General features: G+C 50.7%; 13 protein-coding genes. 4 read left to right on the plus strand and 9 right to left on the minus strand.

Annotated elements, in window-relative coordinates:
• Positions 1 to 15 precede the first annotated feature (15 nt).
• The gene (locus AC0IWZ_RS18355) at positions 16 to 459 is read right to left on the minus strand and encodes a YhbP family protein (RefSeq protein WP_172893127.1); all 444 of its coding nucleotides are present in this window, start codon (positions 457 to 459) and stop codon (positions 16 to 18) included.
• A 53-nt stretch (positions 460 to 512) separates the two neighbouring features.
• Between AC0IWZ_RS18355 and AC0IWZ_RS18360 the strand changes: the two genes are divergently transcribed.
• Positions 513 to 821 carry a GIY-YIG nuclease family protein gene (locus AC0IWZ_RS18360; RefSeq protein ID WP_034498797.1) on the plus strand — a complete coding sequence of 103 codons (309 nt, stop codon included), beginning with the start codon at positions 513 to 515 and terminating at the stop codon, positions 819 to 821.
• Here the strand turns inward: AC0IWZ_RS18360 and AC0IWZ_RS18365 are convergent.
• Entirely contained in the window at positions 805 to 1,311 is a 507-nt protein-coding gene (locus AC0IWZ_RS18365) for a GNAT family N-acetyltransferase (RefSeq protein WP_034498799.1), read from the minus strand. The two genes, AC0IWZ_RS18360 and AC0IWZ_RS18365, sit on opposite strands and share 17 nt — an antisense overlap.
• Positions 1,305 to 1,829, minus strand: coding sequence for a ubiquinone anaerobic biosynthesis accessory factor UbiT (ubiT, locus tag AC0IWZ_RS18370; protein WP_034498800.1), 525 nt, complete (start codon positions 1,827 to 1,829; stop codon positions 1,305 to 1,307). Before ubiT ends, AC0IWZ_RS18365 begins: the two co-directional genes overlap by 7 nt.
• A 248-nt stretch (positions 1,830 to 2,077) precedes the next feature.
• Between ubiT and ubiU the strand changes: the two genes are divergently transcribed.
• From ubiU to AC0IWZ_RS18385, 3 genes are all read left to right on the plus strand, one after another.
• Entirely contained in the window at positions 2,078 to 3,073 is a 996-nt protein-coding gene (gene ubiU, locus AC0IWZ_RS18375; RefSeq protein ID WP_410374024.1) for a ubiquinone anaerobic biosynthesis protein UbiU, read from the plus strand.
• 8 nt (positions 3,074 to 3,081) lie between these two features.
• Complete coding sequence (locus AC0IWZ_RS18380) at positions 3,082 to 3,966, plus strand: U32 family peptidase (RefSeq protein ID WP_034498803.1); 885 nt, start codon at positions 3,082 to 3,084, stop codon at positions 3,964 to 3,966.
• A gap of 103 nt (positions 3,967 to 4,069) precedes the next feature.
• Positions 4,070 to 5,080 carry a luciferase-like monooxygenase gene (locus tag AC0IWZ_RS18385; RefSeq protein ID WP_259267937.1) on the plus strand — a complete coding sequence of 337 codons (1,011 nt, stop codon included), beginning with the start codon at positions 4,070 to 4,072 and terminating at the stop codon, positions 5,078 to 5,080.
• Between the two features lie 32 nt (positions 5,081 to 5,112).
• Here AC0IWZ_RS18385 and mtr read toward each other — a convergent pair whose 3' ends face one another.
• From mtr to rpsO, 6 genes are all read right to left on the minus strand, one after another.
• Positions 5,113 to 6,357: a tryptophan permease gene (gene mtr, locus AC0IWZ_RS18390; protein WP_471678740.1), complete on the minus strand. Its 1,245-nt coding sequence runs from the start codon at positions 6,355 to 6,357 to the stop codon at positions 5,113 to 5,115.
• A gap of 159 nt (positions 6,358 to 6,516) precedes the next feature.
• The gene (locus AC0IWZ_RS18395; protein WP_471678739.1) at positions 6,517 to 8,508 is read right to left on the minus strand and encodes a DEAD/DEAH family ATP-dependent RNA helicase; all 1,992 of its coding nucleotides are present in this window, start codon (positions 8,506 to 8,508) and stop codon (positions 6,517 to 6,519) included.
• Entirely contained in the window at positions 8,501 to 8,578 is a 78-nt protein-coding gene (gene yrbN, locus AC0IWZ_RS18400) for a protein YrbN (protein WP_110510645.1), read from the minus strand. Before yrbN ends, AC0IWZ_RS18395 begins: the two co-directional genes overlap by 8 nt.
• 110 nt (positions 8,579 to 8,688) lie before the next feature.
• A complete protein-coding gene (gene nlpI / locus AC0IWZ_RS18405) occupies positions 8,689 to 9,573 on the minus strand; it encodes a lipoprotein NlpI (protein ID WP_034498810.1) in 885 nt (294 codons plus the stop codon).
• Positions 9,574 to 9,690: 117 nt separating this feature from the next.
• Entirely contained in the window at positions 9,691 to 11,820 is a 2,130-nt protein-coding gene (gene pnp / locus AC0IWZ_RS18410; protein WP_034498811.1) for a polyribonucleotide nucleotidyltransferase, read from the minus strand.
• A gap of 245 nt (positions 11,821 to 12,065) precedes the next feature.
• On the minus strand, positions 12,066 to 12,335 hold the full coding sequence (gene rpsO, locus AC0IWZ_RS18415; protein ID WP_002434239.1) for a 30S ribosomal protein S15: 270 nt from the start codon (positions 12,333 to 12,335) through the stop codon (positions 12,066 to 12,068).
• Positions 12,336 to 12,401 lie beyond the last annotated feature (66 nt).

Here is a 12,401-nt window from a genome sequence, read left to right on the forward strand (position 1 = left end):
AAGTTCTCCTGTCGCTTATTCACCAAGCTTAGTGTCATCTCGCAGCCAGTGCAGTTTTTTCCCAAAACCGAGTGTGTTATCTGTCATTTTCAGCTCATCGAGCCGAATTTCCCAGACCGGAGCAGACATCACTCTCGCTACAGGGAAGCGTTTGCAGTAAAGGTTACGAATATTTGCCGCTTCAGCTTCTTCAATCAGCGTAATCTCCCCACGGAACTGCACGCCACGAATAAGTGCGACGGTTTTCGGCTGCCCGTTAACGGTTCCGGCCACCCTGGCTTGTTTACCAATCAACTCGCCATGGCGGGTGTGGGATTCGCTTAACAGATAAAAAGCCACGCGCTGCGCATCGTATAAATAGAACGCATTAGCGCACCATAAATCACTATGACCGCCAGCGCAGTAAGTCAGTACATGCTGTTTGTTCAGCCAGCGACTGATGGCATTGAGAGTTTCCATGGACAACCTGAAGAGTGATATTCTGCGTAAAACGTTAATTATGCGCCTGACCTATGTCTCCCTGGTATCTCTATTTAGTTCGCACCCTTGATAACCGTTTATATACCGGTATAACCACCGATGTGGAACGCCGCTTCTCGCAGCATCAGGCTGGAAAAGGCGCTAAAGCATTGCGCGGGAGAGGTGAATTGACGCTGGCATTCAGCCATCTGGTTGGCGATCGTTCAAGCGCCTTGCGCCTGGAATATCGCATCAAGCAGCTAACTAAAGCGCAGAAAGAGATGCTGGTAAAAGGAGCTTTGTCGTTTGAAGACCTGCTGGCAAGCCTTCAAACGTCATCAGAGATCAAAACTCTCGGTTAAAATGCTCGTGATATTCCACTAATCCACTTACGCCATTAAGCGCGTCATCGGCCAGCGGGTGAATCAGGAAATAGGCTTCGGTATCAGGCCACGCACAACGCAAATCGAATTGTGCAGCAGGAACAAAACCAAAACGCCCGTACAATGCCGGTTCGCCTAACGTGACAACCGCCGCGTAGCCAAACTCATTGAGTGAATCCAGCCCTTCATAGACCAGTTGTTTTGCCAGCCCCTGACCACGATAAGCTTCATCAACTGCCAGCGGCGCTAAACCAACCCACTGAAGCTCTTCACCTTCTACCGCAACCGGGCTAAAGGCGGCATAACCGACAACCTGACCTTCGTCATCGGTCGCCACAACGCCAAGTGTTAACAGGCCGTCTTCTCGTAAATCCTTCACTAAATCTGCCTCACCATTGCCCTTAAAGGAACGGCGAAGTAAAGCGTCGATGCCGGGAGCATCAATAGGTATTTCTACACGAATTAGCATGGCTCACCTACCGAGTTACTTTCTGGAACAGGTTTGTGTTTCATACCTGCTTCGACAAAATCAGCCAGTTGCAGCAGCAGTATGCGTAAAGGTTTCGGCATCGCATCCAGCTCAATGGCATCCATTAAATTTTTGACGTACAGACCCAATTCGGTGTCCCCTTCAATAACCAGGCGACGTTGGAAAAACAGGGTATCGGGATCTTGTTTGCGTGCAGCGATCATCAACAAATCATTCGCCGTTGCGCTAAAGCTGACATCAGCAGGAGCGTCTTCACGAACCACCAGTTTATTATCTTGTACCGAAGTAAACCACTTCAGGCCGAGATCGCGGACTTCAATGCTTAACCAACGATCCTCAAGAAATTCGAGCTCACCCTCTTCCATTGCCTGACGAAACTGCCAGCCCAGAACCTGTTCAAGTACCTGGCGCTTCAGAGTAAAGGGCGTCAGTTTAACCGGTGTTCTTAACAATGACGGGCCTAAATGGACCAGGCGTGAACGCAATTTATCCAACACGAGCTTTACTCCTTGAGAAATTTGAACGCTATTTTGCCACACCAGCCATTCTCCGTAGCGGTGCAAATCAACAATTACGCGGGTTATCGATACCTCTATATTGATGTCATCAATACGCCATTAACTGCCTTAAATCAAAATTTGTCGTGGACGGGTTAACTAAAATCCCAGTTCGTTAACAATTTTGTGGCCCTTGCCCTGGGCTGCATGGGGTGCCTCAAAGGTTACCCGATGATTCAGGATAAATTATGGAGTTGCTTTGCCCAGCCGGAAACTTACCGGCGTTGAAAGCGGCCATCGATAATGGTGCCGATGCGGTTTACATTGGTCTTAAAGATGACACCAACGCCCGCCATTTTGCTGGACTGAATTTCACGGAGAAGAAACTGCAAGAAGCGGTGAGTTACGTGCATCAACATGGCCGTAAATTGCATATCGCTATCAATACGTTTGCGCACCCTGACGGCTATGTGCGCTGGCAACGAGCAGTGGATATGGCAGCGCAACTCGGAGCCGATGCTTTAATTCTCGCCGATCTGGCGATGCTTGAGTACGCAGCAGAACGTTATCCGCAGATTGAGCGCCATGTTTCGGTACAGGCCTCCGCCACCAATGAAGAAGCGATTCGCTTTTATCATCGCCATTTCGATGTCGCGCGAGTGGTTCTGCCGCGCGTGTTATCCATTCATCAGGTAAAACAGTTAGCCAGGGTAACTCCAGTGCCGCTGGAAGTCTTTGCTTTTGGCAGCCTGTGCATTATGGCTGAAGGCCGTTGCTACCTTTCTTCTTATCTGACTGGTGAATCGCCAAATACAGTTGGAGCCTGTTCTCCTGCACGGTTTGTGCGCTGGCAGCAAACGCCGCAAGGGCTTGAGTCTCGTCTCAACGATGTACTAATTGACCGTTATCAGGATGGCGAAAACGCAGGTTATCCGACGCTGTGTAAAGGCCGCTATCTGGTAGATGACCAGAAATATCACGCGCTTGAAGAGCCAACCAGCCTGAATACGCTTGAACTGCTGCCTGAATTACTCGCGGCAAATATTGCTTCGGTGAAAATTGAAGGCCGCCAGCGCAGCCCGGCGTATGTCACCCAGGTCGCCAAAGTCTGGCGTCAGGCTATCGACCGCTGCATGGCCGATCCGGAAAACTATCGCGCTCAACCCGCATGGATGGAAGCGCTAGGCGAGATGGCCGAAGGCACGCAAACCACACTCGGTGCCTATCACCGTAAATGGCAGTAGGAAAACCCATGAAATATTCATTAGGGCCGGTGCTTTATTACTGGCCAAAAGAGACGCTGGAAAAATTTTATCAGGCTGCCGCAAACAGCAGCGCTGAGACTATTTATCTTGGCGAGTCAGTGTGTAGTAAGCGTCGTGCGACAAAAACTGGCGACTGGTTAGATATGGCGAAAAACCTCGCAGACCAGGGCAAACAAGTGGTGCTTTCGACCCTCGCCCTGGTTCAGGCTCCGTCTGAACTCAACGAACTAAAACGTTACGTTGAGAATGGCGATTTCCTGATTGAAGCCAATGACCTGGGTGCCGTGAATATGGCGGCAGAGCGCAAGCTGCCGTTTGTCGCCGGTCATGCGCTTAACTGCTATAACGCGGTGACTCTGCGTCTGTTACTCAAACAAGGCATGATTCGTTGGTGCATGCCTGTGGAGCTGTCACGCGACTGGCTGGCAAACATGCTGACTCAGTGTGATGAGCTGGGTATTCGCAACAAGTTTGAAGTGGAAGTCCTGAGCTACGGTCATTTACCGCTGGCCTATTCTGCGCGCTGCTTTACCGCTCGTTCTGAAGATAAGCCAAAAGATGAATGCGAGACCTGCTGCATTAAATATCCTGTAGGGCGCAATATGCTTTCGCAGGAAAACCAGCAAGTGTTTGTGCTCAACGGCATTCAGACCATGAGCGGCTATGTGTACAACCTCGGTAATGAACTGGCATCGATGAAAGGCCTGGTCGATATGGTACGTTTATCGCCGATGGGGATGGAGACATTGCGCGTACTGGAAGCCTTCCGCAAAAATGAGAATGGCAATGCGCCTTTGACGCTAGCGCAGCAAAGTGATTGCAATGGTTACTGGCGACGCGTCGCTGGATTAGAACTGGTGACTCAGAGCTGAGAAAAGGCTCACTTTGTTACTTAATTGTTGATGGTTCTGCGCAATACTAAGGCTAATTATCAGCAAACGAAGTTACCCACTTCGTCTAACAAAGTGAGCCGTTATGTCTGACATCACCCAAGTTCCTTTCTCTCTACTCGATTTAGCCCCGATTCCACAAGGCTCCCAGCCTCGTGATGCGTTCCATCGTTCTCTTGATTTAGCCCGCCTTGCCGAAAAGCGCGGCTACCATCGCTATTGGCTGGCTGAACACCACAATATGACCGGTATCGCCAGTGCGGCGACATCCGTGCTGATTGGCTATCTTGCGGCGAATACCGAAACTTTGCGCCTGGGTTCAGGCGGCGTGATGTTGCCAAACCATTCGCCGTTAGTGATTGCTGAGCAGTTTGGCACGCTTGAGACGCTCTATCCGGGCCGTATCGATCTAGGTCTGGGCCGCGCACCGGGAAGCGACCAGCGCACAATGATGGCGTTGCGCCGCCATATGAGCGGCGATATCGACAACTTCCCACGCGATGTCAGTGAGTTGGTTTCGTGGTTTGACGCAACCGACCCCAACCCGGCGGTGCGCCCGGTTCCGGGTTACAACGCGAAAATCCCCGTCTGGCTGTTAGGTTCCAGCTTGTATAGCGCGCAACTTGCCGCACAACTTGGGCTGCCGTTTGCCTTTGCTTCGCACTTTGCTCCAGATATGTTGTTCCAGGCGCTGCAACTTTACCGCGCTCAATTCAAACCATCTGCACGTCTGGAAAAACCGTATGCGATGGTGTGTATAAATATCGTTGCCGCCGACAGCAACCGCGATGCCGAATTCCTGTTTACCTCTATGCAGCAGGCTTTCGTTAAACTGCGTCGCGGTGAGACTGGCCAACTACCGCCACCAATTGAAAATATGGATAATTTCTGGAGTCCCGCCGAGAAGTATGGCGTTCAGCAAGCGTTGAGCATGTCGCTGGTTGGCGATAAAGCGAAAGTGCGCCACGGGCTGATTTCACTCCTGCGGGAAACCCAGGCCGATGAAATCATGGTGAACGGGCAGATTTTTGATACCGAAGCCCGACTACATTCATTTGATTTGGCAATGGATGTGCATGAAAGTTTGACGAGTTAATGATGTCGCCCCTCAATGGAGGGGCGACAAATTTAATGATAAACCGGTAATAGATCGAAGCTTGAAAGGATATGAATTGCTGCGTTGGTCACGCCAAAGATCAGAATCAGCGCAATCATTTTATTGCCGCCCCACACCCGATAAATTGGGCTGCCAAACTTTTTACGGGAGGCTTTTGCCAACAGCGCGGGAACGATTGCCGCCCAGATAGTCGCCGCCAGCCCGGCAAAACCAATCGCGTAGATAAACCCATCAGGCCAGATTACACCACCTAACATTGGCGGGATAAATGTCACCAACGCGGTTTTCAGGCGCCCGGTCGGTGAGTCATCGAACTTAAATAAATCAGCAAGGTAATCGAATAATCCTAACGTCACGCCCAGGAAGGAACTCGCAACGGCAAAGTTAGAGAACACGATCAACAGCAAGTCCAGCGCGCGGCTATTCAACACACCGCTCAACGCCCCTACCAGCACATCAATATTTCCGCCTTTGTCGGCAATAGCAATAAAATCACTGCGCGGAATATTACCCATACTGCCAATCAACCAAATGACATACAGCCCCAGCGCCATCAGCGTTCCCCAGACAATGCAACGCTTAATGGTTTGGGGATCTTTGCCGTAATACTTCATCAGACTAGGCACATTACCGTGATAGCCAAATGAGGCGAGACAAAATGGCAGTGTCATAAAGAGATACGGCAAATAGCTCGGATTAATCGCTTTGCTATCCAGTAATGTTGCCGGTTCGACGTGCCACATCAAGCCGCCAAACGTCATAAAGAAAGTGAGTATTTTTGCACCGAGAACGATAGTGGTCATGCGGCTAACGGCGCGCGTGCTCATCCAGACAATAAACGCCACCACCAGGGCAAAGATCAATCCGGCAAATCTTGCGGGGAAATCGACAGACATTTTGCCAAGCGTGTGATGGATAACTGAACCGCTCGCCGAAATATAGGCGTAGGTCAGGATATACAGCACAAACGCGATGGACAGGCCGTTAATCAGATTCCAGCCTTTGCCCAATAAGTCTTTAGTCACGGTATCGAAACTCGAGCCGACTCGATAATTAAGATTGGCTTCGAGAATCATCAAACCAGAGTGCAGCATACAAAACCACGTCACCAGCAGCGCAGCTAGTGACCAGAAAAACCACGCACCAGACATAACCACTGGCAGAGAAAACATCCCCGCACCAATAATTGTGCCGCCAATAATCATGACCCCGCCGAAAATAGACGGCGATGCGTGAGTGGTAGATAAGGTTGCCATACGAATTCCTGAAACAATGAACGACTGTCGAAGCGACAGGTTTGCTGTGAAACATTGTACCAGTACATGAGTACAATTTGGATAAAAAAAATCCCGGTTACAATAACCAGGATTTTTATCACTGCCTGCTGATTAACAGCAGGCATAAAGTTCTGTCAATTAGGCTTCAGTTGTACGACGACGAGTTGGAGCTGCGCCATCTTCACGACGTGGGCCACGACCGCCTTCACGACGTTCGCCGCTGAAGCTACGTGGAGCACCAGCACCTGCAGGGCCATCACGACGTGGACCGCGACCGCCTTCACGACGCTCACCACCACCGAAGCTACGGCCAGCACCTGCACCAGCACCGCCGCCACGACGTTCGCCGCCACGATCGGTACGAGGTTGTGCATCACCCATCAACTGCATATTCATTGGTTTGTTCAGAATACGAGTACGGGTAAAGTGCTGCAGGATTTCGCCCGGCATGCCTTTTGGCAGTTCGATAGTAGAGTGAGTACCGAACAGCTTGATGTTACCGATGTAACGGCTGCTGATATCACCTTCGTTAGCGATAGCGCCAACGATATGACGAACTTCAACACCATCATCACGGCCAACTTCAATACGGTACAGTTCCATATCGCCAACATCGCGACGTTCGCGACGCGGGGCATCGCCATCACGCTGTGGACGATCTGAACGCTCTGGACGGTCACCGCGTGGTGCACGATCTGGACGATCGCCACGTGGTGCACGGTCTGAACGTTCGAAACGCTCATCACGTTCACGGAATTCACGACGTGGACGCATCGGTGCATCTGGTGGCAGGATCAGAGGACGTTCGCCCTGTGCCATTTTCAGCAGTGCTGCAGCCAGTGTTTCCATATCCAGCGCTTCTTCTGATTCAGCAGAAGGTTGGATTTTTGCCAGCAGACCACGGTACAGATCCAGATCGCTGCTTTCCAGTTGCTGCTGAACTTTAGCTGCAAACTTAGCCAGACGACGCTCACTCAGCAGATCGCGGTTTGGCAGTTCAACTTCAGGAATAGTCAGCTTCATGGTGCGTTCGATGTTGCGCAGCAGACGACGCTCGCGGTTCTCAACGAACAGCAGCGCACGGCCAGCACGACCTGCACGACCAGTACGGCCGATACGGTGAACGTAAGACTCTGAGTCCATCGGGATGTCATAGTTAACAACCAGGCTGATACGCTCAACGTCCAGGCCACGAGCCGCAACGTCGGTTGCAATCAGGATGTCCAGACGACCGTCTTTCAGACGCTCCAGGGTTTGCTCACGCAGTGCCTGGTTCATGTCACCGTTCAGTGCTGCGCTGTTATAGCCGCTTTGTTCCAGTGCTTCAGCCACTTCCAGAGTCGCGTTTTTGGTACGTACGAAAATGATCGCCGCATCAAAATCTTCAGATTCCAGGAAGCGAACCAGCGCTTCATTTTTACGCATACCGTGGACAGTCCAGTAGCTCTGGCTGATGTCCGGGCGAGTCGTTACGCTAGATTGAATGCGAACTTCCTGCGGATCTTTCATGAAGCGACGAGTAATACGACGAATCGCTTCTGGCATAGTTGCAGAGAACAGAGCGGTCTGATGACCTTCTGGGATCTGCGCCATGATGGTTTCAACGTCTTCGATGAAGCCCATACGCAACATTTCATCAGCTTCGTCCAGTACCAGACCTTTCAGGTTGGACAGATTCAGCGTACCGCGTTTTAAGTGGTCAAGCAGACGACCTGGGGTACCAACAACAATTTGTGGTCCCTGACGCAGGGCGCGCAGCTGCACGTCATAACGCTGGCCACCGTAAAGGGCTACAACGTTTACGCCGTGCATATGTTTAGAGAAATCCGTCATGGCTTCTGCAACCTGAACCGCCAGTTCGCGGGTCGGTGCCAGCACCAGGATTTGTGGTGCTTTCAGCTCTGGATCAAGGTTGTGCAGCAGTGGTAAAGAGAACGCTGCAGTTTTGCCGCTACCCGTCTGGGCCATACCCAGTACATCGCGGCCAGCCAGCAGTTGTGGAATACACTCTGCCTGGATTGGAGAAGGTTTTTCATAACCCAGATCGTTCAGGGCTTTAAGGATGGAGTCGTTAAGACCCAGATCAGAAAAAGTAGTTTCGATAGTAGTAGTCTCGATGATATCAGTCATGTAGTACACGTGCCTCGTAGATGGCGGCCAGTCTACATAACTCATCGTGAAATTGACCTGCAATTTTCATTGAAAAGTGTGAACCGGCTCAAATTTGGTTGATTAACGAACAAAAACGCCCTCACCCGTTAAGGTGATGACTTTAATAAAAAAGTTTATGGGCTGATCGATGTTCGTCAGCTATTGCTGGTCCGATTCTGCCAGGTCATCTTGCTCCTGGCCCAAGAGCGCTAATTCCAACAATGCATAACGATGCTCAACGTAGTTGTGTACGTTGTTAGCGACCGCTAACTTGAACAGTGCCGTGGCGCTGTCCTTTTCCCCCAGACTTAGGTAGTACTTACCTAAATAGAAGTTGGTTTCACTGAGATGCTCAGCGAGCGAGGTGTTATCCGTTGCGTCCGCCTCGAGGCGTTCCATTAACGTTTTTTCGTTAATGTTCCCCAGGTAGAACTCGACAATGTTCCATCCCCATTGCTCTTTATCCGATTTATCGAGGCGTTGTTGTAACGCCACCTTAGCCTGCTTTGCATCTAAATTGCTTTCAGCAATGTAGAGCCACAGACTACGGAAAGGATCATTGGGATCGTCTTGATAAAACGCTAGCAGATCATCTTGCGCTAAACGATAACGACCACCGTAGTAGAGGGCGATACCGCGATTTAAATGCGCGTAGTTGTAAGTTGGATCAAGCTCAAGTACAGAATCAAACGCTTCATAGGCAGCATCAAAATTGCCTGCCTGCGTTAAATATATACCTAAGTAATTGAATACTTCAGGCATATCGGGGCGGATTGCCAACGCTTGTGAAAAATCATTTCGCGCCAGAGCCCGCAAGCCGAGACTATCATACAACACTCCGCGCTCATATAAAAGCTGTGCGCGTTCATCATCGGTTAAAGCCCTGCTGGCAAGTATCTGTTCCATGCGTGCAAGAATGACTTCTTGCTGCAAAGTCGGCTGCAAAGGCACCGCCAGGACTTCACTTTTACGCCAGGCAGAGTTGCTGCATCCTGCCAGCGTGAGAGCTGTCGCAACGAAACACCAGCGCAAAAAAGGCTTCATTTCCCACTCCCGAAGACAACAATTGGATGACGTCCTGTCCGCCGGCCCTAAAACGAGACTCCCTGCCCCGTAATAAACAGCTCCCCATGTTGCCACGGGGAGCTTAATCGGTATCGCTTACTCAGCTTCTGGTGCAGCAGGAGCTGCGCTTTCTGCTGGAGACTGCTCAGTTGCTTCTTTGATGCTCAGACGTACACGGCCCTGGCGGTCAACTTCCAGAACTTTAACTGGAACTTCTTGACCCATTTGCAGGTAGTCAGTCACTTTCTCTACACGCTTGTCAGCGATTTGAGAAATGTGCACCAGACCTTCTTTGCCGCCGCCGATAGCAACGAATGCACCGAAATCTACGATACGAGTAACTTTACCCTGATAGATACGGCCGACTTCGATCTCAGCAGTGATCTCTTCGATACGACGAATTGCGAATTTCGCTTTGTCGCCGTCGGTCGCAGCAATCTTAACTGTGCCGTCATCTTCGATTTCAATGGTAGTACCGGTTTCTTCGGTCAGCGCACGAATCACAGAACCACCCTTACCGATCACGTCTTTGATCTTGTCTGGGTTGATTTTGATAGTGTGAATACGTGGAGCGAATTCAGAGATGTCACCACGTGGTGCATTGATAGCTTGTTCCATCACGCCAAGGATATGCAGACGCGCACCTTTAGCCTGGTTCAGAGCCACCTGCATGATTTCGCGGGTGATACCTTCGATTTTGATATCCATCTGCAGTGCAGAGATACCTTCACGGCTACCAGCAACTTTAAAGTCCATGTCGCCCAGGTGATCTTCGTCACCCAGAATGTCAGACAGAACAACAAAGTTTTCGCCTTCTTTGACCAGACCCATCGCAATACCGGCTACAGCGGCTTTGATTGGCACGCCTGCATCCATCAGTGCCAGAGAAGCACCACATACGGAAGCCATAGAAGAAGAACCGTTAGATTCAGTGATTTCAGACACTACACGTACGGTATATGGGAAGCGGTCAGCTTCTGGCATAACAGCCAGTACGCCACGCTTAGCCAGACGACCATGACCAATCTCACGACGCTTCGGTGAACCGACCATGCCGGTTTCGCCTACGGAGTACGGAGGGAAGTTGTAGTGGAACAGGAAGTTGTCGGTACGTTCGCCCATCAACTCGTCCAGGTTCTGTGCGTCACGTGCGGTACCCAGAGTTGCTGTAACCAGCGCCTGAGTTTCACCACGGGTGAACAGTGCAGAACCGTGAGTACGTGGCAGAACGCCAGTACGCACATCCAGACCACGGATCATGTCTTTTTCACGGCCATCGATACGCAGCTCGCCAGCCAGAATACGGCTACGAACAACATTTTTCTCGATAGCGTGCAGGATGTCGCTGACTTCGCCAGCATCAATTGAATCGTCTTCAGCTGACAGTGCAGCGATAACGTCAGATTTGATGATGTCGACTTGTGCGTAACGCTCTTGCTTATCAGTGATACGGTAAGCATCGCTCAGGCGGGATTCAGCAAGTGCAGCAACGCGCGCATTCAGCGCTTCGTTAGCGGCTTCAGGCTTCCAGTCCCAACGTGGTTTGCCAGCTTCAGCAACCAGGGAGTTGATGTTCTGGATAACAACTTGTTGTTGTTCGTGGCCAAATACTACCGCGCCCAGCATCTGGTCTTCGCTCAGCAGTTCAGCTTCGGATTCAACCATCAGCACAGCACCTTCGGTACCGGCAACAACCAGATCCAGCTTGCTGGTTTTCAGTTCGTCAGCAGTTGGGTTCAGCACGTACTGGTCATTGATGTAGCCCACGCGAGCAGAACCAATTGGACCATTGAATGGAATACCAGACAGGCTAAGAGCTGCAGAAGCACCGATCATGGCAACGATGTCTGGGTGAACTTGTGGGTTCACAGAAACAACGGTCGCGATAACCTGAACTTCGTTCACGAAACCTTCCGGGAACAGCGGACGCACTGGGCGGTCAATCAGACGCGCAATCAGTGTTTCGCCTTCGCTTGGACGGCCTTCACGACGGAAGAAGCTGCCAGGGATACGACCAGCAGCATAAGTACGCTCCTGATAGTTAACAGTCAGTGGGAAGAAGTCTTGACCTGCTTTCGCTTTTTTCTGACCGACTACGGTCACGAATACAGCTGTGTCGTCCATGCTTACCATTACTGCTGCGGTAGCCTGGCGAGCCATCATACCGGTCTCTATTGTGACCGTATGCTGACCGTATTGAAATTTACGGACAATCGGAGTTAGCAAAATAATATCCTTAATAATCTTTGGTAGCAGGTGATTGCACTTGCTCCGTTTAACCCGACCTTCATCGCATCCTCGCGACTAATGACAACCCTGACCCGCCCATGCGGATAAAGCCTCTCATTAGCCGCGCGAACCTCTGCAACAAAGATCACACCCTGCAACAATACATTAGTTTCCATAGAATTGCTGCCATATGGTTGAAAAAAGGGGCCTTAAAAGGCCCCTTTTTCTGAAACTCGCAAGACTTAGCGACGCAGACCCAGACGCTCGATCAGGCTGGTGTAACGTGCTACATCTTTACGCTTCAGGTAGTCGAGCAGTTTACGACGCTGAGAAACCATACGCAGCAGACCACGACGGCTGTGGTGATCTTTTTTGTGCTCTGCAAAGTGACCTTGCAGGTGGTTAATCTGTGCAGTCAGCAGTGCAACCTGAACTTCGGTAGAACCGCTGTCGTTAGTACCACGACCAAACTCAGAAACGATCTTAGCTTTAGCTTCAACGCTTAGAGACATTTTAAACTCCAAAATTATAGATAAAAAGATAGAGTGCCGATCTCTAATTCAGCAACTCCAGTGCAC

The organism is Buttiauxella sp. AC142 (assembly GCF_979253435.1).